General features: G+C 40.2%; 25 protein-coding genes. 18 read left to right on the top strand and 7 right to left on the bottom strand.

Annotated features, from left to right (window positions below; translation table 11 throughout):
• From ADH31_RS04270 to abc-f, 6 genes are all read left to right on the top strand, one after another.
• On the top strand, nt 1-1,038 hold a 1,038-nt coding region (locus ADH31_RS04270), incomplete at its 5' end, for an ATP-grasp domain-containing protein (protein ID WP_049509154.1).
• A gap of 158 nt (nt 1,039-1,196) precedes the next feature.
• On the top strand, nt 1,197-2,066 hold the full coding sequence (gla, locus tag ADH31_RS04265; RefSeq protein ID WP_049509153.1) for an aquaglyceroporin Gla: 870 nt from the start codon (nt 1,197-1,199) through the stop codon (nt 2,064-2,066).
• Nucleotides 2,067-2,230: 164 nt separating this feature from the next.
• A complete protein-coding gene (locus ADH31_RS04260; protein ID WP_045763789.1) occupies nt 2,231-2,764 on the top strand; it encodes a YutD family protein in 534 nt (177 codons plus the stop codon).
• A gap of 16 nt (nt 2,765-2,780) precedes the next feature.
• Nucleotides 2,781-3,866, top strand: coding sequence for a 23S rRNA (adenine(2503)-C(2))-methyltransferase RlmN (gene rlmN, locus ADH31_RS04255; protein ID WP_049503002.1), 1,086 nt, complete (start codon nt 2,781-2,783; stop codon nt 3,864-3,866).
• Between the two features lies 1 nt (nt 3,867).
• The gene (locus ADH31_RS04250) at nt 3,868-4,341 is read left to right on the top strand and encodes a VanZ family protein (RefSeq protein ID WP_049509152.1); all 474 of its coding nucleotides are present in this window, start codon (nt 3,868-3,870) and stop codon (nt 4,339-4,341) included.
• A gap of 1 nt (nt 4,342) precedes the next feature.
• Nucleotides 4,343-5,884, top strand: coding sequence for a ribosomal protection-like ABC-F family protein (gene abc-f / locus ADH31_RS04245; protein WP_049509151.1), 1,542 nt, complete (start codon nt 4,343-4,345; stop codon nt 5,882-5,884).
• A 61-nt stretch (nt 5,885-5,945) separates the two neighbouring features.
• Here the strand turns inward: abc-f and ADH31_RS04240 are convergent, their stop codons facing one another.
• The 4 genes from ADH31_RS04240 to ADH31_RS04225 form a co-directional block, all read right to left on the bottom strand.
• A complete protein-coding gene (locus tag ADH31_RS04240; RefSeq protein WP_000600220.1) occupies nt 5,946-6,185 on the bottom strand; it encodes a zinc-ribbon domain-containing protein in 240 nt (79 codons plus the stop codon).
• Nucleotides 6,186-6,213: 28 nt separating this feature from the next.
• Nucleotides 6,214-7,020, bottom strand: coding sequence for a peptidylprolyl isomerase (locus ADH31_RS04235; protein ID WP_049509156.1), 807 nt, complete (start codon nt 7,018-7,020; stop codon nt 6,214-6,216).
• 300 nt (nt 7,021-7,320) lie between these two features.
• Nucleotides 7,321-7,545 carry a helix-turn-helix transcriptional regulator gene (locus ADH31_RS04230; RefSeq protein ID WP_049509150.1) on the bottom strand — a complete coding sequence of 75 codons (225 nt, stop codon included), beginning with the start codon at nt 7,543-7,545 and terminating at the stop codon, nt 7,321-7,323.
• 2 nt (nt 7,546-7,547) lie between these two features.
• The gene (locus ADH31_RS04225; RefSeq protein ID WP_049509149.1) at nt 7,548-8,126 is read right to left on the bottom strand and encodes a hypothetical protein; all 579 of its coding nucleotides are present in this window, start codon (nt 8,124-8,126) and stop codon (nt 7,548-7,550) included.
• Nucleotides 8,127-8,607: 481 nt separating this feature from the next.
• Here ADH31_RS04225 and rpsP point away from each other — a divergent pair, with 481 nt between their 5' ends.
• The 7 genes from rpsP to ADH31_RS04190 all read left to right on the top strand — a co-directional run bounded on the left by rpsP (nt 8,608) and on the right by ADH31_RS04190 (nt 12,011).
• Nucleotides 8,608-8,880, top strand: a complete 273-nt coding sequence (gene rpsP, locus ADH31_RS04220) for a 30S ribosomal protein S16 (RefSeq protein WP_000268760.1) — start codon at nt 8,608-8,610, stop codon at nt 8,878-8,880.
• A gap of 19 nt (nt 8,881-8,899) precedes the next feature.
• Nucleotides 8,900-9,139 carry an RNA-binding protein KphA gene (gene kphA, locus ADH31_RS04215; RefSeq protein WP_000379617.1) on the top strand — a complete coding sequence of 80 codons (240 nt, stop codon included), beginning with the start codon at nt 8,900-8,902 and terminating at the stop codon, nt 9,137-9,139.
• 46 nt (nt 9,140-9,185) lie between these two features.
• Nucleotides 9,186-9,521, top strand: coding sequence for a MazG nucleotide pyrophosphohydrolase domain-containing protein (locus ADH31_RS04210; RefSeq protein WP_049509148.1), 336 nt, complete (start codon nt 9,186-9,188; stop codon nt 9,519-9,521).
• A gap of 92 nt (nt 9,522-9,613) precedes the next feature.
• The gene (locus ADH31_RS04205) at nt 9,614-10,396 is read left to right on the top strand and encodes an alpha/beta fold hydrolase (RefSeq protein ID WP_049509147.1); all 783 of its coding nucleotides are present in this window, start codon (nt 9,614-9,616) and stop codon (nt 10,394-10,396) included.
• A gap of 36 nt (nt 10,397-10,432) precedes the next feature.
• Nucleotides 10,433-10,951 carry a ribosome maturation factor RimM gene (gene rimM, locus ADH31_RS04200; protein WP_049509146.1) on the top strand — a complete coding sequence of 173 codons (519 nt, stop codon included), beginning with the start codon at nt 10,433-10,435 and terminating at the stop codon, nt 10,949-10,951.
• The gene (gene trmD / locus ADH31_RS04195) at nt 10,941-11,660 is read left to right on the top strand and encodes a tRNA (guanosine(37)-N1)-methyltransferase TrmD (protein ID WP_049509145.1); all 720 of its coding nucleotides are present in this window, start codon (nt 10,941-10,943) and stop codon (nt 11,658-11,660) included. The genes rimM and trmD overlap by 11 nt, the downstream gene beginning before the upstream one ends.
• 12 nt (nt 11,661-11,672) lie before the next feature.
• A complete protein-coding gene (locus tag ADH31_RS04190) occupies nt 11,673-12,011 on the top strand; it encodes an ATP cone domain-containing protein (RefSeq protein ID WP_001196044.1) in 339 nt (112 codons plus the stop codon).
• A 30-nt stretch (nt 12,012-12,041) separates the two neighbouring features.
• Here ADH31_RS04190 and ADH31_RS04185 read toward each other — a convergent pair whose 3' ends face one another.
• The gene (locus tag ADH31_RS04185; protein ID WP_049509144.1) at nt 12,042-12,362 is read right to left on the bottom strand and encodes a hypothetical protein; all 321 of its coding nucleotides are present in this window, start codon (nt 12,360-12,362) and stop codon (nt 12,042-12,044) included.
• Between the two features lie 95 nt (nt 12,363-12,457).
• Here ADH31_RS04185 and ADH31_RS04180 point away from each other — a divergent pair, with 95 nt between their 5' ends.
• Nucleotides 12,458-12,673: a YdbC family protein gene (locus ADH31_RS04180; RefSeq protein WP_000807425.1), complete on the top strand. Its 216-nt coding sequence runs from the start codon at nt 12,458-12,460 to the stop codon at nt 12,671-12,673.
• 51 nt (nt 12,674-12,724) lie between these two features.
• On the opposite strand, the gene ADH31_RS04175 is transcribed toward ADH31_RS04180, so the two are convergent.
• Nucleotides 12,725-13,264, bottom strand: coding sequence for a biotin transporter BioY (locus ADH31_RS04175; RefSeq protein ID WP_049509143.1), 540 nt, complete (start codon nt 13,262-13,264; stop codon nt 12,725-12,727).
• Nucleotides 13,265-13,570: 306 nt separating this feature from the next.
• A complete protein-coding gene (gene gor / locus ADH31_RS04170) occupies nt 13,571-14,917 on the bottom strand; it encodes a glutathione-disulfide reductase (protein WP_049509142.1) in 1,347 nt (448 codons plus the stop codon).
• A 239-nt stretch (nt 14,918-15,156) separates the two neighbouring features.
• Here gor and ADH31_RS04165 point away from each other — a divergent pair, with 239 nt between their 5' ends.
• From ADH31_RS04165 to metG, 4 genes are all read left to right on the top strand, one after another.
• Nucleotides 15,157-16,344, top strand: coding sequence for an efflux RND transporter periplasmic adaptor subunit (locus tag ADH31_RS04165; RefSeq protein WP_049509141.1), 1,188 nt, complete (start codon nt 15,157-15,159; stop codon nt 16,342-16,344).
• On the top strand, nt 16,328-17,029 hold the full coding sequence (locus tag ADH31_RS04160) for an ABC transporter ATP-binding protein (protein WP_045615203.1): 702 nt from the start codon (nt 16,328-16,330) through the stop codon (nt 17,027-17,029). Before ADH31_RS04165 ends, ADH31_RS04160 begins: the two co-directional genes overlap by 17 nt.
• A gap of 1 nt (nt 17,030) precedes the next feature.
• Complete coding sequence (locus ADH31_RS04155) at nt 17,031-18,290, top strand: ABC transporter permease (RefSeq protein WP_049509140.1); 1,260 nt, start codon at nt 17,031-17,033, stop codon at nt 18,288-18,290.
• Between the two features lie 134 nt (nt 18,291-18,424).
• A complete protein-coding gene (gene metG, locus ADH31_RS04150) occupies nt 18,425-20,422 on the top strand; it encodes a methionine--tRNA ligase (protein ID WP_049509139.1) in 1,998 nt (665 codons plus the stop codon).
• Nucleotides 20,423-20,468: the final 46 nt, after the last annotated feature.

Genomic DNA, 20,468 nt, shown 5'->3' with positions numbered 1-20,468 from the left:
CGCAATAGCTTGACTGAGTATTTCCGTGTTGATAATCTTGAAAATATTGATGAAGTTAAACGTGCAGTTGCCTTTCTCTTTTATAAGCATGGTCCAATTGACCGCATCGAATCTCATAATGAATACTGGCTAGAGTTGGATGCTGCTCTTCGTGAACAATTTAATGTCTTTGGTGCCAAACCAGACGACCTCAAAAAGACCAAGTTCAAGTCTGAAATGAAGAAACTCTTCAAAAAAGCTGGAGTTCCAGTGGTTCCAGGTGCTGTCATTGAAACAGATGCAGATGTTGACAAAGCTGTGAAAGAAATTGGCCTTCCGATGATTGCCAAACCTGACAATGGAGTGGGAGCGGCAGCAACCTTCAAGCTTGAAACAGAAGAGGATATCCATCATTTCAAGGCAGAGTGGGATCATTCAACCGTTTATTTCTTTGAAAAATTTGTTACTTCTAGTGAAATCTGTACCTTCGATGGTTTGGTAGATAGAGATGGAAATATCGTCTTTTCTACGACCTTTGACTATGCCCATACACCGCTTGATCTTATGATTTACAAGATGGACAATTCTTATTATGTTCTTAAAGATATGGATCCAAAATTGCGCAAGTATGGTGAGGCAATCGTTAAAGAATTTGGCATGAAAGAACGTTTCTTCCATATCGAGTTCTTCCGTGAAGGTGATGATTATATTGCCATTGAGTACAATAACCGTCCAGCAGGTGGGTTCACCATTGATGTTTATAACTATGCCCATTCTTTTGATTTGTACAAGGGCTATGCAGCGATCGTTGCGGGTGAGCCATTCCCTGCTTCACAATTCGAGCCCCTGTACTGCTTGGCAACATCTCGTCGCGCCAATGCCAACTATGTTTATTCAGAAGAAGACTTGCTCGCCAAATACGGTCAGCAATTTAAGGTCAAGAAAATCATGCCTGCAGCCTTTGCTGAATTGCAAGGAGACTTTCTCTATATGCTAACGACACCAAGTCGTGAAGAAATGGATAAGATGATTAAGGACTTTGGTCAGCGTCAAGAATAATCAAAATTTTGACTTAACAAACTAGGTTTGTTAGGTCTTTTTTTAAGAACTAAAATAAAAGCGTTTTCCCGCAGTATTCTTTTAGAATATCTGTTGCTAAAAGGCTTAAAAATTGATAGAATAGGGATTGTCTAAAAAATATTAAGGAGAATCTATCAATGGATTTTGCATGGGCAGTCAAATATGCCACTGAATTTTTGGGAACAGCCATCTTAATTATCTTGGGAAATGGTGCAGTTGCCAACGTTGAACTTAAAGGTACGAAAGGTCACCAAAGTGGCTGGCTCGTTATCGCTGTTGGTTACGGTATGGGGGTTATGATCCCTGCCTTGATGTTTGGTAATGTTTCTGGTAACCACATCAACCCAGCCTTCACTCTTGGTCTAGCAGTTAGCGGACTTTTCCCTTGGGCACAAGTAGCACCATACATCGTTGCTCAAGTTTTGGGAGCAATCTTCGGACAAGCCTTGGTTGTTGCAACTCACCGTCCTTACTACTTGCAAACTGAAAAAGCAAACAATATCTTGGGAACTTTCTCAACAATTTCAAGTATCGACCACGGAACAAAAGAATCACGCTTTGCAGCAACAGTTAACGGTTTTATCAACGAGTTTGTTGGTTCATTCGTTCTCTTCTTTGCAGCACTTGGTATGACAAAGAACTTCTTTGGAGCTGAAGTCCTCCAATACATGAAACAAATGGCAACTCAAGCTGGTCAAAATGTTGACTTCTCTGATTTGGCAATTAAAGCTCAAGTAGCGCCTCATACAGCATCAGGACTTGCTGTTGGTCACTTGGCACTTGGTTTCCTAGTAATGGCTTTGGTTACTTCACTTGGAGGACCTACAGGACCTGGTTTGAACCCAGCTCGTGACTTTGGACCACGTCTCCTTCATGCCTTCCTTCCAAAATCAATCCTTGGTCAATACAAGGGTGATTCAAAATGGTGGTATGCTTGGGTACCAGTAGTTGCACCGATTGCAGCTGGTATTGCAGCAGTAGCACTTTTCAAATTACTTTACCTATAATCACTCAAAACTGGGAAGCCCCAGTTTTTTCTTGTCTACGAAAGTCGAGTTTTTAGATAGAGAATCTTAAATCGTCAGACTTTTTTCATTTTAATACTAAAGGTGAAAATGTGGCGAAAATATGGTAGAATAGAGTATTAAGTAATCGTTGAAAAAGGAAGATTATGCGTAAAGAAATTGCACCCGAATTATATAATTACAATAAATTCCCTGGTCCCGAATTTCAACTGACTGGAAACAGAGTGGAAGCTGAAGATTTTGTTTTTACTCTAGTTGAAAATAGCAAGGATGCTTTTGATGCAACAGCTTTTACTCAACGCTTTTCAGAAGTATTAACAAAGTTTGATTATATCGTAGGAGACTGGAGTAATGAGCAGTTACGCTTACGGGGATTTTATAAGAATGAACGAGCTGAAGAGTCTTTAGAAAAAATTAGTCGCTTGCAAGACTACCTACTAGAGTATTGTAGCTATGGTTGTGCCTATTTTGTTCTAGAAAATGAAGCTCCTAAACGAGCACCATTTGACCAAAAGATGCGCAAAAAAGAGGAAGAAAAGGACTCTCGCAAAGGGAAAAAGACTTCTCAAAGTAAGAAAAAAAATCATACGGATAAGAAAAATAGACGCCGTTCAAAAGAACAGAAATCTCAGAAAGAAGACAAGGGGCAACGTCATTTCGTCATCCGTAAGAAAGATTAGAGAATAAGGAGAAAACATGAAACCGTCGATTTATAGTTTAACACGTCAAGGCATGCAAGAGTGGGTCTTGGAGCAGGGAGAAAAGAAATTCCGTGCCGACCAAATCTGGGAGTGGCTTTACCGTAAACGTGTCCAATCATTTGAGGAAATGACCAACTTGTCTAAGGATTTGATTGCCAAACTCAATGATCAATTTGTAGTCAATCCTTTGAAACAACGCATCGTTCAAGAATCAGCTGATGGTACTGTGAAGTATCTCTTTGAGTTGCCAGATGGGATGTTGATTGAGACAGTGCTGATGCGTCAGCACTATGGTTTGTCAGTCTGTGTAACAACTCAGGTAGGATGCAATATCGGTTGTACCTTCTGTGCATCAGGTTTGATCAAGAAGCAACGTGACCTTAATAACGGGGAAATCGTTGCGCAGATTATGTTGGTCCAAAAATATTTTGATGAACGTGGACAAGATGAACGTGTAAGCCATATCGTTGTTATGGGTATTGGAGAACCTTTTGATAACTACAATAATGTCTTGAACTTTATCCGTACCATCAATGACGATAAGGGGATGGCTATCGGTGCTCGCCATATCACCGTATCAACTTCAGGTTTGGCTCACAAGATTCGTGATTTTGCCAATGAAGGAGTACAGGTTAACCTTGCTGTTTCTCTTCATGCTCCAAACAATGAACTGCGTTCAAGCATTATGAAGATTAACCGTGCCTTTCCGATTGAAAAACTCTTTGCAGCTATCGAGTATTACATCGAAACAACCAACCGCCGTGTAACTTTTGAGTATATCATGCTAAATGAAGTCAATGATGGAGTAGAACAAGCACTTGAGTTGGCAGAATTGCTCAAGAATATCAAGAAATTGTCATATGTTAATTTGATTCCTTACAACCCAGTTAGTGAGCATGACCAGTATAGCCGAAGCCCTAAAGAGCGTGTCATGGCCTTCTATGATACACTCAAGAAAAAAGGTGTCAACTGTGTCGTTCGCCAGGAACATGGTACAGATATCGATGCGGCTTGTGGACAGTTGCGTTCAAATACCATGAAGCGTGATCGTCAAAAAGCAGTAGCTGAAGTAAATCCATAAGATGAATCGAAAAACATTACTAAGCTTGGGAGTGCTTTTATACAGTCTTTGTATCGTCTGTTTTTGTTTTACTCCCCAACCTCAACTTCCTACAGGAGTGGAAACTCCAGGTATTCAAACTTTTGGACGCCTGGTTTTTCTTTTGACGCCTTTTAACTCCTTTTGGAAACTGGGTGAAGTAACCAGCCTTTTTCAGCTATTTTGGATTTTTTTGCAGAATACCTTAAATATCCTCTTGCTTTTTCCATTGATTTTCCAGCTTCTCTATCTCAATACTAAATTAAGAAAAACGAAGAAAGTGATTTTGTTTAGCTTTTTATTGAGTTTGGGAATCGAGTGTACACAGCTAGCTTTAGACTTTTTCTTTGATTTTAATCGGGTCTTTGAGATTGATGATTTGTGGACCAACACTTTGGGTGGCTACCTAGCTTGGATCCTCTATAAACTATTACATAAACACAAGATAAGGAATTAAAATGAGTATCTTAGAAGTTAAAAATTTGAGTCACGGTTTTGGTGACCGTGCGATTTTTGAAGACGTGTCCTTCCGTCTCCTTAAAGGTGAACACATCGGATTAGTTGGTGCTAACGGTGAAGGAAAATCAACCTTCATGAGCATCGTAACTGGTAAAATGTTACCTGATGAAGGTAAGGTGGAATGGTCTAAATATGTGACAGCAGGCTACCTTGACCAGCACGCTGTGTTAAAAGAAGGCCAAACCGTGCGTGATGTCCTTCGTACTGCTTTTGATGAGTTATTTAAGGCAGAAGCACGTATCAATGAACTCTACATGGAAATGGCAGAAGAGGGAGCTGATATTGATGCATTGATGGAAGAAGTTGGCGAACTTCAAGACCGTTTGGAAAGTCGTGACTTCTATACCTTGGATGCTAAGATTGATGAAGTTGCTCGTGCTCTTGGTGTTATGGATTATGGTATGGATACAGACGTTACAGCCTTGTCAGGTGGACAAAGAACCAAGGTACTTTTAGCCAAACTCCTCCTTGAAAAACCAGATATCTTGCTTTTGGATGAGCCTACCAACTATTTGGATGCTGAGCATATTGACTGGCTCAAGCGCTATCTACAGAACTATGAAAATGCCTTTGTTCTTATCTCTCACGATATTCCTTTCCTAAACGATGTGATCAATATCGTCTATCATGTAGAAAATCAACAGTTGACTCGCTACTCTGGAGATTACTACCAGTTCCAAGAAGTCTATGCCATGAAGAAATCGCAACTAGAGGCAGCCTATGAACGTCAACAGAAAGAAATTGCTGACCTCAAGGATTTTGTGGCTCGAAACAAGGCGCGTGTTGCAACACGAAACATGGCCATGTCCCGCCAGAAGAAATTGGATAAGATGGATATCATCGAACTTCAAAGCGAGAAACCAAAACCTTCCTTTGATTTTAAACCAGCTCGTACACCTGGACGCTTTATCTTCCAAGCCAAGGACTTGCAGATTGGTTACGACCGTCCCCTCACTAAACCATTGAATCTTACCTTTGAGCGCAATCAAAAGGTCGCTATCATCGGTGCCAACGGTATCGGGAAAACAACTCTCTTGAAGAGTCTTTTGGGAATCATTCCTCCAATTGCTGGGGAGGTTGAGCGAGGTGACTACCTAGAACTTGGCTACTTTGAGCAAGAAGTGGAAGGTGGCAATCGCCAGACACCACTAGAAGCAGTCTGGAACGCCTTTCCAGCTCTCAATCAAGCCGAAGTTCGTGCAGCCCTTGCCCGTTGTGGTTTGACGACTAAACATATCGAGAGTCAAATCCAAGTATTGTCAGGTGGGGAACAAGCCAAGGTTCGTTTCTGTCTCTTGATGAACCGCGAGAATAATGTCCTTGTTCTTGACGAACCTACCAACCACTTGGATGTGGATGCCAAGGACGAACTCAAACGTGCTCTGAAAGAATACAAGGGTTCTATCCTCATGGTTTGTCACGAACCAGACTTTTACGAAGGATGGATGGATCAAATCTGGGATTTCAATGAGTTGACATAAAAAGAGAATTCCGTAAAACTAGAATAGTAAAAAGCCAAGTCTGTGTGACTTGGCTTTTTGGCTAGTAATTCAAATAGGTTTCAATATCAGATTTTTGGATTTCTTTACCGTAGTGACAAATCGGGCAAGAAACGAAATAAGTTTTTCCGTAAGGAAAGAGTGGAATCCAGTAAAGGGTAAACTTACGTCCAGTTTCTGAAATTTCCCAAGTGTCGGTATTGTTACAGTGACCACACTCGATAGTGGTTTGAGTATGTCCTAAGATCTTTTGGTAACCTTTCGAACCCCAGAATAAAATCATTGTCTCATCTCCTTATTTTAGGGTCATCCTATTTTTTACTGAAATCGTAGTCCTTAACAATTTCAATGCTGTCAATAGTGATAGCAGTAGTTGGTTTGTCTTTTTCGTCTTTTTCAGCCTTGGCAATCTTGTCAACAACATCCATACCGTCGATGACTTGACCAAAGACAGGGTGTTTACCGTCTAGACTAGGATTTCCACCTTCTTTGTAGGCTTCGATAATTTTCTTTGGATAGCTACTTGTAGGGAGTTTGGCAGAAATATCTGTCGTATTTTGGTTGATGAAGAACTGGCTACCATTTGAATTTGGTTGACCAGTATTGGCCATAGAGAGAGAACCACGAATGTTATAGAGATACGGAGAGATTTCGCTCTTGAAACCAGTTCCCTGGTCTTTAGTCTTGTCCTTATCATGCCAGATGGATTCACCACCAGTACCATCCCCTTTTGGATCACCAGTCTGGACCATGAAGCCATCAATCACTCGGTGGAAGGTAATGCCATTGTAGTAGCCTTCCTTAGCATGAGTTAGGAAATTTTCAACCGCAAGCGGAGCTAGCTTTGGAAAGAGTTTGATGCGGATATCTCCTTGACTTGTATGGAGAATGACTTCCGCCTCATCTTCAGCAACTTCTTTAGATAGTTGCGGGAAATTGGCATTTTCATTTGTCAAGGCATCCTTGAGATCCTTGGCAGATTGGGCGGCTGCTTTGGAACTTTCTTCGGCAGCCAAGCTAGAATCTACATAGTCATCCCCCCGCAGACTACGTTGGATACTGCTACATCCAGCAAGGGCAAAAGTTGAGATTAATAGAAGTGTTGCTATTTTTTTCATGGGAATCCTTTCAAAAATCATTTCTACCATTGTACCCTAATTGAAAGTGGATTTCAAATATTAGTGACAAGACAGTTTAAGAGGAAGCCAACCAGAAAGTCGCTTGTTTTGAGGCATCAATGCCATAAGTGTACTCAAAGTATTTAGGAACCAGATCTTAAGAAAGCTCGTAAAGCATCACAATTAGTAAACGTTAATTCGAAAGAATTACTATATTTTAAGAGTACATTTTCAAAGGATTTTTCTTTCGACTTTAATTCCTAATTAATCAATGAACTTAATGCTAGGTCTCGAAAAGAATTATGCTTCCTCTTTCTGTCTGAGTTCAAAGAGGTCTTCTACTTTCAAATCAAAAACTTGAGCAATTTTAAGAGCCATTTCCAGCGAAGGATTGTAACGGTTATTTTCCAAGTGCAGAATTGTCTCGCGTCGCATGCCGATGAGGTCGGCTAACTCCTGCTGGGTCATGCCTGTGGACTCACGAATAGATTTGAGATTAGTAATAATCTTGCTTTCTTTGGCCATGCTTATCCTCTCCGTTCCAAGATAAAATAGACAACCGCAAAGATGAAAATCAAGGCTGCTATGCTAATAAAGATCTGGCCCATGTGAAGAGTGAGAGACCCTATATACCCAATGATAACTGCTAGAATCATCAGTGCGCCTAGTATAAAAACAAACATCAAGCTAGCTGTCTTGGCTAAATTAGCATAAAAGCGTTCGTCCGGAGTTTCCTTGACATTTTTCAAACAGAAAAAACCAAATACAATCACTTCAATAACGAGGCCAATTCCCAAAATCCATTCTTTAATACCAGAACTTTCGCTTGGGGTCGAAACCCAAATCCCTACTGTATAAAAAATGCTTGCTGCAGACACAAGTATCGTGTAAAGCTTAGCAGACAAGTCAAAAATAATCTTTCTCTTACCTTTCTGACTCTTATGTAGCCAGCTCCAAATAGCTACAATTTGACCTGGCACTGAAATACCAGTAATAACTAACTTGGGTCCCCAACTAAGATTAGAACCAAATAAAACAATAAAATCAATAAAGAGAGCTACGGCAATCATTGCAATGAGGCCAAGCATTTTTTGACTTTTTTTCATGATAGACTCCTTTTTGTGTTATAAATATATAACATTTAAATGTTATGTTATAAATATATCACACTTAAATTTAGAAAGCAAGAATTTTATGTGTCAATGTGGTAATTATTTGAAAAAATTTTTTAATTAAAGACCTCGCTAGTCAAACAACTAAAGAATTCTTTGAAGCAATGCATCTGATTTGGTTTGGATAGTTTCGTTAATAATATTTGATGATAAAGAATTTTTGGAAAATCTAGATACTGTATGAATCTCTACTTTTTTTCTTAGACTGTTATAAAGTCTGTCAGAATAAGCTTTGTAGGTGTAGAAGTTAATTTTTTCTTTCTAATTTATCCCTATTAGTCTAAAAAATTTAAAAATTTTAAACTCTGTCAAGTTTTTTTCTTGACACCATCCAGAAATCTGCTATAATAGAACATGTGCTAAATAGCTTAGCTATTTCACCGAACTAAAAAATAAAAGAAAAGAGATATTAAAAATGGCAGTAAAAATCCGTTTGACTCGTATGGGTTCTAAGAAAAAACCTTTCTACCGTATTAACGTAGCAGATTCACGTTCACCACGTGACGGACGTTTCATCGAAACAGTTGGAACTTACAACCCACTTGTTGCTGAAAACCAAGTAACTTTGAAAGAAGACCGCGTTCTTGCATGGTTGGCTGATGGAGCTCAACCTTCAGATACAGTACGTAACATCCTTTCAAAAGAAGGCGTATTGAAGAAATTCCACGATTCTAAATTCTCTAAATAATTCTAAAGTAGGTTGACAGATGGATACGATTGAAAATCTCATTATTGCAATTGTGAAACCTTTGATTTCACAACCAGATGCCTTAACTATCAAGATTGAAGATACACCAGAATTTTTGGAGTATCATTTGGATCTTGACCAAAGCGATGTGGGTCGTGTGATTGGTCGTAAGGGTCGCACTATCTCTGCGATAAGAACGATTGTCTACTCTGTCCCAACTGAAGACAAAAAAGTAAGAATCGTTATTGACGAAAAATAAGAAAAGCGGGACGGATTGTCTCGCTTTTTTTTGTAAGGAGCAGGATATGAAGGATTTAACGTTTAGACAATTACAAGACTACTTACTCGAACATTACCAGCAGTCTCGGACTGAGGAAGGTCTTTTTATTAAGCTAGTGGAGGAAGTTGGAGAAGTCGCTGAGGTTTTAAATGGACGCTCTGGTCGAAAAGAAGGGGTTCATGATTCTAACGAGGAACTTGCAAAAGAACTGGCTGATATCATTCACTACACCGTTGCAATTGCAGCCATCAACGACATTGATCTAACCAAGACCATTTTTGAAAAAGACAAAAAGGCAGCTATCAAATATCAGCATGAACGAGATTTGGAAGGATATTTAGAAGCCGAAGGTCAGAACTAGCTTTTTCTCCAACTTGTGAAAATCCCTGGAACGTGATAAAATAAAGGATAAGGGTATATAATAAATCATTGTATAGAATGAGTGGTTTCTTTATGAAGAGGTTTGAAGTATCTACAGAAATTGGCAGTCTCTTTGTTACTTATCAAAAGCAAAAGAAAGTGCTAGTTTGTCTAAATGGAGCAGGTTTGCTACCAAGTTATGAAAATTTTTCACTTATACTTGAAAAACTTCCTCCCACAATTGGTTATTTGACAATTGATTTTCCAAACACAGGTAGGAGTTCGATTCAGAACCTAGCTGGAAAAAATCTGGACAATCTGGTAGATGCAGTTTATGAAATTCTTAAAAAACTAAATATTTCTGATTATGTACTTTGTGTTCATAGCTTGAGTGGAATCTTAGCTTGCAAATTGATGAACAAAGATTTTAATTGTCAAGCTTTAGTGGCGATTGAACCGACAACTAAAAAAGTAATGTTTGCTGATTTTTCAAAGAATCCTTATCCAGAAATGGAAAAGCAAATGAGACTGATTGAAGAATTCGGTCCTGAACTTTATTTTAAGAACTTAACTCAAACCACCTTTAGCCCTGAAATTAATAAAAAGATATGGGAATTAATGCAAGAAAAAGGCTCAGAGTTGGAATCTCAAGTTCCGGGCTTTCATGTATCTGTTGAGATCACCAAGGAAGATTTTGAGGATGTGTCAATAACGGATCGCATCCCTGTATTTATTTTTTGTCAGGCTTATAGAGAAAAAGAGTACAGAGAATCAGAATATTGGATTTCTAAGACTAGACTTATTCTAGGTGGAAGTCATCATTATTTACAGTGGTCTGAATCAGAAAAAATTGTAGATATTATTAAAAAATTGTAAGAAGAAAATGGAGATAAGGAAATTACAGGAGATCAAATGAACTATTTTAACGTTGGAAAAATCGTCAATACACAAGGTTTGCAAGGTGAGATGAGAGTCTTATCTGTGACGGATTTTTCGGAAGAACGCTTTAAAAAAGGTGCAGAGCTTGCCTTATTTGATGAGAAGGATCAATTTGTTAAAACAGTGACTATCGCGAGTCACCGTAAGCATAAAAACTTTGATATCATCAAATTTAAGGATATGTATCACATCAATGATATCGAAAAATACAAGGGCTACAGTTTGAAGGTTGCAGAAGAAAACCTGAATGACCTGGATGAGGGTGAATTTTACTATCACGAGATTATTGGACTAGAGGTCTACGAGGGTGATAACTTGATTGGAACCATCAAGGAAATTCTTCAACCAGGTGCCAATGATGTCTGGGTAGTTAAGCGTAAGGGAAAACGGGATCTGCTTTTACCCTATATCCCACCAGTTGTCCTCAATGTAGATATTCCTAATAAGCGTGTGGATGTAGAACTCTTAGAAGGGTTAGACGATGAAGATTGATATTTTAACCCTCTTTCCAGAGATGTTCTCGCCTCTAGAACATTCCATCGTTGGGAAAGCTCGTGAAAAAGGGCTTTTAGATATCCAGTATCATAATTTTCGTGAATATGCTGAAAAGGCCCGGCATGTCGATGATGAACCATATGGCGGGGGTCAAGGGATGTTGCTACGAGCGCAACCGATTTTTGATGCCTTTGATGCTATTGAAAAGAAGAATCCGCGCGTGATTCTTTTGGATCCTGCTGGTAAGCAGTTTGATCAAGCCTATGCTGAAGATTTAGCCCAAGAAGAGGAACTCATCTTTATCTGTGGTCACTACGAGGGCTATGATGAACGCATTAAGACCTTGGTAACAGATGAGATTTCCCTAGGTGATTATGTTCTAACTGGTGGAGAACTGGCAGCAATGACCATGATTGATGCGACGGTTCGCTTGATACCAGAAGTAATTGGGAAGGAAACCAGTCACCAAGATGATAGCTTCTCATCTGGGCTTCTCGAATATCCTCAGTACACACGTCCTTATGATTATCGTGGGATGGTGGTTCCAGAAGTGCTTATGAGTGGGCACCATGAGAAGATTCGTCAATGGCGTCTCTATGAAAGTCTCAAAAAAACTTATGAGCGTAGACCAGATTTGTTGGAACATTACGAATTAACAGCAGAAGAAGCCAAAATGTTAGCAGACATTAAAGAAAATATAAATTAAAAGGAGAAGCCTATGCAAGTCATTAAACGTGATGGACAAGTTGCCGACTTTGATCCAGATAAAATCTATCAAGCCATTCTCAAAGCTGCTCAAACGGTTTATGTTTTGACAGATGATTTACGTCAAAATCTAGCTCAGGTAACTAAGAAAGTTGTCTTGGATCTAGAAGAGGCAAAAGTGGAGCGTGCGACAATCAGCATGATTCAATCAATGGTTGAGCATCGCTTACTTGGTGCAGGTTACATCACCATCGCTGAACACTATATCTCTTACCGTTTGCAACGTGATTTAGAGAGAAGTGGTTACGGAGAACACATTGCTGTTCACCTTCATTTTGAACAAATTCGTTAATAGAAAAGAGTGAGATGAAGAAAACTCATCTCACTCTTTCTTAAATCGATTTTTTTGGGCAGTTTGGACGGTTGAGGGAACAAAACTCACTTTCCGAATATCTGGGATTCGAATAATGCGGGTCACATTTTTTGCAAAATTTTTAACGATAATTTGCTGGCGGTCCGTATCATATTTGATGATATCCCCTGTAAAACTTGTATCTGAAAAAATAATGTGGACAGCAGTTTTTTTTAGGAGCGCCTCTTTAATGGCACTTGTCAGGGAGTCGGCTTTGGAATGATCTGGTTCTTCTCGCCCGTCGAGAAAGCTTTGGAACTTTTGTTGAATGTGTTTAAATAAATCTTTCATCGGAGCCTCCCTTCTTTTTACCATTATATACAATTTTAAAAAAATCTACAAGATTTTACGAATAATCAAGTGAAGACAATCAAAAGGAGAATACAATGGCAGAATTTACATTTGAAATCGAAGAACACTTACTTACGCTCTCAGAGAATGAAAAAGGTTGGACCAAGGAAATCAATCGTGTCAGCTTTAATGGAGCACCAGCAAAGTTTGACATTCGTGCTTGGAGTCCAGACCACACTAAGATGGGGAAAGGAATCACCCTTTCAAACGAGGAGTTTCAAGTGATGGTCGATGCCTTTAAGAATCAATAAGCAATCATGTAAGAATAATCCAAAAGAAGCTGGGAAAAACCCGGCCTCTTTTTATTTGCTTGAAAAATAGGATTGAGTATGGAGTCGTTGAAGGAGTGGTCGTCCGATAAAACTAATGGCAATAATTTTTGCAAGATCAGGAATGATAAAGGGAAGCACACCGACAGCGAGAGCCTTGTCAATAGGCATACCAGTAAGGAAGTGGAGGCTGAGAATACCACCGACAAAGACAAGGCAATCCCCTAAGAGATTGGCTAGGAAAATACGTACAACACCACTATTTGTGTGTGTTAGATAAGATGCAAGTCCTGCATAGACTAGGTCAAACCAAAGATAACCAGCGCTTGGTCCTACTAAAACATGGAAACCAGCTCCTCCACCAGCAAAGACAGGAAGACCAATAGCACCCAGTAAGAGATAGAGTCCAACAGAGAGAACAGCTTCCCTTGGTCGAAAAACAGTAGCAATGAGACCGATAGCAAAGTTTTGCAGAGTAAATGGTACAGGTCCAATTGGGATACTAATTTGGGCTAATACTGCAATCAGAGCAGCCCCGATAGCTGGAATAGCGTAAATATGTGCTTTTTTCATAATAGTTAACCTCTTTTGTAATTTATAGTAACTATTATACTTTAAGAAACATAATTGTCAACCTGTTTTAAAAATAAAGGTTACAAAATTGTAACGGCCGATTTAGACAAAAAAGTCGGCTAGGATTTTTTTCAGAACACAGATTACCCTTATGGAGCTTGGCTACCATATGGTGAATAAACCTTAGGAATCCTGATGGAAAAGAGTTCTCTAATTTGCTCTAGTAAAAGAAAAAGATTGAAGAAAATGGTCCAAAATAGACTTTTTCTTCAATCTGAATGACCGAGATGATCTCATTTAAAATTATTAACGCATAGTCACAAACTCTTCTGAGCCAGTTGGATGGATAGCGACTGTCGCATCAAAGTCAGCTTTTGTAGCTCCCATCTTGATTGCTACTGCAAAACCTTGAATCATTTCATCAACGCCGTAGCCGATGCCATGAAGGCCAACGACCTTTTCATCTGCACCTGCTGTAACGAGCTTGAAGCGAGCTTCTTGACGGTGGCTGGTAACTGCTGAATACATAGAAGCAAATTTTGAAGTATAGACTTTAATGTTTTCTTGTCCATACTCTTTGATAGCTTCTTCCTCAGTCAGACCGACAGTTCCGATAGCTGGGTGTGAGAAGACAACAGTTGGAATAGTAGTGTAGTCCATTTTGGCATTGGTTTTACCGTTGAAAAGTCTTTCGGATAGGGTACGTCCAGCCTTGATAGCAACAGGAGTCAGTTCTTTTTCACCTGTGACATCGCCAAGAGCGTGGATACCGTCAACGACTGTGTTTTGGTATTCGTCAACTTGGATGAAACCACGTTCATTGAGAGTAACGCCTGCCTTTTCTAGCTGGAGTCCTTCAACGTTTGGACGGCGACCAGTTGCCCAGATAACTTGACTGGCAGTATGAGTACTACCATCTTCGAAATGAATGGTAATGCCTTGTTCAGTTTCTTCAAGTTTAGCAGGAACCTTATGGGTGTGGAGGTTTAATCCAGTGTTGGCCATTTCTTGAACTAGACTCTCAACAATATAGCTATCAAATCCACGAAGTGGACGCTCACGACGGACGAATAAATCAGTCTGTACACCAAGAGTATGGAGCACGCCAGCCAATTCGACAGCAATGTAACCAGCACCCAGAATGGCTACAGAATCTGGCAACTTTTCCCAAGCAAAGACATCATCAGAACTACCACCCAGTTCAGCACCAGGAATGGCAGGGATATGAGGATGGGCCCCAGTTGCAATCACGATGTGTTTAGCACGGATCAACTCTCCATTGACACTGACTGTATGAGCGTCAACGAACTCGGCGCGTCCTTCAATCAAATCAACTCCGTTACGCTTGAAGCTTCCACCATAAGAAGAGCGAGCACGATCAATATAGGCTTCACGATTTTTCCGAAGTGTTGCATAATCAAATTCATTACCAGTACTTGTAAAACCATAGTCAAGTCCATATTTGTGGATGCTCTCTGCGATTTGAGCTCCGTACCACATGATTTTCTTAGGAACGCAGCCAATATTGACACAGGTTCCACCTAATTTCTTTTCCTCAATCACTGCCGCTTTAGCACCATGTTCACCAGCACGATTCATGGTAGCAATACCTCCGCTACCTCCTCCAATGGCGATAATATCGTATTCTCTCATAGAAAGCTCCTTTGTTATTTTCTAGTCATATTCTATCTTTTTTTGGAGGTTAATGCAAAAATCTGCTACGTTTAAAATTTTTAAGAAAATGCTTGCAAAAATAAAAAAGAAAGTGTATTATATAACTAATACAACAATAAAAGATTTAGCAAATGTTTTTGGATAATGAGAAATAAATTGTCCATTTTTAGGATATGTGCTATAATCTTAACATATATATTTATAAAAGAGGTATTGCTATGAAAAGAAAGTCAAAAGCTAAGAAATGGCCTTTATTTACTGCTATTGGAGTGGCGTCAGTTCTTGTAGTGGGTGCAGCTGCTGTTCTTCTGTTAAGACAACCAAATCAAGCTGCAGCAAAAGATGAAACTGCTAAGATTGTCCTTGCTAAAGAGGGGTCTGTGGCATCTTCAGTTCTCCTATCGGGGAGTGTTACTGCTCAGAATGAACAATACATCTATTATGATGCAAGTAAGGGTGACTTGGACGAGGTCTTGGTTTCTGTTGGAGATCAGGTCAGCGAAGGACAGGCTCTTGTCAAGTATAGTAGCACAGAAGCCCAGGCTGCCTATGATGCTGCCAGTCGTGCTGTTGCTAAAGCTGATCGTCATATCAATGAACTGAATGAGTCTCGAAATACCGCTGCAGCAACACCTAGCCTTCCGCAAGCAGGTCTAGAAGGAGCAACTGGACAAGCGCCAGCTCAGTCATCCGGTTCTGCTACAGCTGCTATTGATTCTCAAATCAGCGATGCTCGTGATGTGCGTGCAGATGCAGAAGCGCAACTCGAAAAAGCTCAAGCCCAGTTGAATGCTGCTACGGTATTGAGTAATGTAGAGGGAACAGTTGTTGAAGTGAATCGTAACATTTCAAAATCTCCAACAGGAAATAGTCAAGTATTGGTACATATCGTAAGTAACGATAATTTGCAGGTCAAGGGGGAGCTCTCTGAATACAACCTTGCCAATCTATCTGTAGGTCAAGAAGTAACTTTCACTTCTAAAGTTTATCCAGATAAAACTTGGAATGGTAAGATTAGCTATATTTCAAATTATCCAAAAAATAACAGTGAAGCAAGCAGTAGCTTAGCTGGTTCAAACACAGGTTCTAAATACCCATATACAGTCGATGTAACTAGTGAAATCGGTGACTTGAAACAGGGCTTTACAGTCAGTGTCGAAGTGAAAAGTACTAGTAAAGCATTGATAGTTCCAATCTCGAGCGTAGTCATGGAAGAAGATAAAAACTATGTTTGGATTCTTGATGAAAATCAAAAGGCCAAAAAAGTTGAAGTTGGATTGGGCAATGCAGATGCAGAAAACCAAGAAATCACATCTGGTCTGACAGATGGAGCAAAAGTCATCAGTAATCCGACAGCTTCCTTGCAAGAAGGAAAAGAGGTGAAGACTGATGAAGCAACTAATTAGCCTCAAAAATATCTGCCGTAGTTATCGAAATGGTGATCAAGAGCTTCAAGTTCTCAAAAACATTAACCTTGAAGTTCACGAGGGAGAATTCGTGGCTATCATGGGACCATCTGGTTCAGGGAAGTCTACCCTCATGAATACTATTGGTATGTTGGATACCCCTACAAGTGGTCAGTATTTTCTAGATGGAAAAGAAGTGGCTGGTTTGGGTGAAAAACAATTAGCCAAGGTTCGAAATCAGGAAATCGGCTTCGTCTTTCAACAATTCTTTCTCTTGTCCAAGCTTAATGCTCTTCAAAACGTAGAATTGCCCTTGATTTATGCTGGAGTTTCAGCTTCAAAACGTCGCAAATTAGCAGAAGAATATCTGGAAAAGGTTGAACTGACCGAGCGTAGCCATCATTTACCTTCGGAGTTGTCAGGTGGTCAGAAGCAAAGGGTTGCCATTGCGCGTGCATTGGTCAACAATCCTTCAATCATCTTAGCAGATGAGCCTACTGGAGCTTTGGATACTAAAACTGGAAATCAGATTATGCAACTCTTAGTTGAATTAAATAAAGAAGGAAAAACCATCATTATGGTTACGCATGAGCCTGAAATCGCTGCTTACGCCAAGCGTCAGATTGTCATTCGTGATGGCGTCATTTCATCTGATAGTGGTCTCGTAGAAAAGGAGGAAAACTAAGATGCAGAATCTGAAATTTGCCTTTTCATCCATTATGGCCCACAAGATGCGTTCTTTCTTGACCATGATCGGGATTATCATAGGTGTATCCTCCGTTGTCGTTATCATGGCCTTGGGTGACTCTATGTCTCGCCAGGTCAATAAAAATATGACCAAGTCTCAGAAGGACATTCATGTCTTTTTCTCACCTACCAAGAGCAAGGACGGTTCCTTCACCCAGAAGCAATCTGCTCTAACCCTGTCTGGTAAAGAGGAAGATGTTTTTGTTGAACCTCCAAAACCACAAGAAGCTTGGGTTAAGGAAGCTGCTAAGCTCAAGGGAGTGGATAGCTACTATGTGACCAACTCAGCCAATGTGACCTTGACTTATAAGGATAAAAAGGTCGAACACGCTAACATGACGGGTGGGAATGTCACCTATATGGATGCGGTCGAAAATGAAATCATTGTAGGTCGTGGCCTTAGAGCGCAAGATTATAAGGATTTCGCAAGTGTGATTATCCTAGATGAAGAACTAGCCAATAGCCTTTTTGGTTCAGCACAAGAAGCTCTCAACCAAATTGTTGAAGTAAATGAAATTAGTTACCGTGTTATTGGTGTTTATGCAAGTAAGGAAGCTAAGGCTGCGAAAACATTTGGAGTCGGAGGACTACCAATCACGACCAATATTTCCTTAGCAGCTAATTTTAACACAGATGAGATTTCAAATATTGTCTTCCGTGTCAATGATACTAGCTTAACCCAGACCTTAGGACCAGAGTTGGCAAGAAGAATGACAGAGATTGCAGGTCTTCAACAAGGGGAATATCAAGTTGCAGATGCGTCTGCAGCCTTCCAAGAAGTTCAACAACTCTTTGGCTTCATAACAACGATTATTAGTGCCATTGCAGGGATTTCCCTTTTTGTCGGTGGTACTGGTGTTATGAACATTATGCTCGTTTCAGTGACAGAACGTACTCGTGAGATTGGTCTACGTAAAGCACTAGGAGCAACGCGTGGGAATATTCTGGTTCAATTTTTGATTGAATCCATGATTTTAACCTTATTAGGTGGGGTCATCGGTCTTCTGCTTGCTGCAGGAGTGACCATGCTTGCAGGTGTTCTTCTTCAAAACTTGATTGCAGGAATAGAAGTTGGAGTATCCATCCCAATCGCTCTATTTAGTTTAGCGGTCTCAGCTGGCATCGGTATGATTTTCGGAGTTCTACCAGCCAATAAAGCTTCTAAGCTAGATCCGATTGAAGCTCTTCGCTATGAATAAGATAATCAAGATGAAAAACAAGATGGACAACAGTCTGTCTTGTTTTTGTATGGATTTCCTTATTGAAAATCATCAAAATATGGTATAATGAAGTGTTAGAAAAACAGGTTTCATTAGCCTGGAAAGGAAATATTATGTCTGAAAAGAATTTTTATATTACAACACCGATTTACTATCCATCTGGTAAACTTCATATCGGTTCTGCCTACACTACCATCGCTTGTGATGTCTTAGCTCGCTACAAACGCCTTATGGGCTACGATGTCTTTTATTTGACAGGTCTGGATGAGCATGGTCAAAAGATTCAACAAAAAGCAGAAGAAGCTGGGATTACACCACAAGCCTATGTTGACGGAATGGCAGTTGGTGTTAAAGAACTCTGGCAATTACTCGATATCTCATATGATAAATTTATCCGTACAACTGATGACTACCATGAAAAAGTAGTGGCTCAAGTCTTTGAACGTTTGCTTGCTCAAGATGACATCTACTTGGGAGAATACTCTGGTTGGTATTCAGTATCAGATGAGGAATTCTTTACAGAAAGCCAGCTGGCAGAAGTATTCCGTGACGAATCTGGAAATGTGACGGGTGGTATCGCTCCATCAGGTCACGAGGTTGAATGGGTTTCAGAAGAATCTTACTTCCTTCGCCTCAGCAAATACCAAGACCGCTTGGTCGAATTTTTCAAATCGCACCCTGATTTCATCACTCCAGATGGTCGTCTTAATGAAATGTTGCGTAACTTCATTGAGCCAGGTTTGGAAGACTTAGCGGTTTCTCGTACAACCTTTACATGGGGAGTTCCAGTCCCATCTAATCCAAAACACGTTGTCTATGTTTGGATTGATGCCCTTCTTAACTATGCGACTGCTCTTGGTTATGGTCAAGACGATCATGCTAACTTTGACAAGTTCTGGAACGGAACAGTCTTCCACATGGTCGGAAAAGATATTCTCCGTTTCCACTCCATCTACTGGCCAATCTTGCTCATGATGCTCGATATCAAGTTACCAGAACGTTTGATTGCTCATGGTTGGTTTGTCATGAAAGACGGCAAGATGTCTAAGTCTAAAGGGAATGTCGTTTATCCTGAAATGTTGGTAGAGCGCTATGGTCTCGATCCACTTCGTTACTACCTCATGCGTAGCCTTCCAGTTGGTTCAGACGGAACCTTCACTCCAGAGGACTATGTGGGTCGTATCAACTATGAATTGGCAAATGACCTCGGAAACCTCCTCAACCGTACGGTTTCAATGATTAACAAGTACTTTGATGGTCAAATCCCTGCCTATGTAGAAGGTGTAACAGACTTTGACAATGAACTTGCTCAAGTGGCAGAACAATCAATCGCTAACTACCATACCTACATGGAAGCAGTTGACTACCCACGTGCGCTTGAAGCAGTCTGGACTCTTATCTCACGTACCAATAAATACATCGATGAGACAGCTCCATGGGTACTGGCTAAGGACGAAGCGCACCGTGAGCAATTGGCAAGTGTGATGAGCCACTTGGCAGCTAGCCTTCGTGTCGTAGCCCACTTGATTGAGCCATTTATGATAGAAACCAGTCGTGCAGTCTTGACACAACTTGGTCTAGCAGAAGTTTCTAGCCTTGAAAACTTGAGCCTAGCTGATTTCCCTGCAGGTGTAACAGTAGTTGCCAAAGGAACACCAATCTTCCCACGTCTCGATATGGAAGAAGAAATCGCCTATATCAAGGAACAAATGGAAGGCAACAAGCCAGCCGTCGAGAAAGAATGGAATCCAGATGAAGTCGAACTCAAACTCAACAAGGAAGAAATCAAGTTTGAAGACTTTGACAAGGTTGAAATACGTGTCGCAGAAGTCAAAGAAGTGTCTAAAGTGGAAGGTTCTGATAAGTTGCTTCAATTCCGCCTTGATGCTGGAGATGGTGAAGATCGTCAAATCCTTTCTGGTATTGCGAAATACTATCCAAACGAACAAGAATTGGTCGGCAAGAAAGTCCAAATCGTTGCCAACCTCAAACCACGTAAGATGATGAAAAAATATGTCAGCCAAGGGATGATTCTCTCAGCTGAACATGATGGCAAATTAACCCTTCTAACAGTTGATCCAGCTGTACCAAACGGAAGTGTGATTGGGTAAGATTTAAAAAGAACCAGTTTAAACTGGTTCTTTTCTTTTGTGAGAT

It is taken from the genome of Streptococcus pseudopneumoniae, from assembly GCF_001072375.1.
GTDB lineage: Bacteria > Bacillota > Bacilli > Lactobacillales > Streptococcaceae > Streptococcus > Streptococcus pseudopneumoniae_L.
Note: the sequence above shows the minus strand (reverse complement) of the source record. Positions and strands in the feature narration are given on the sequence as shown.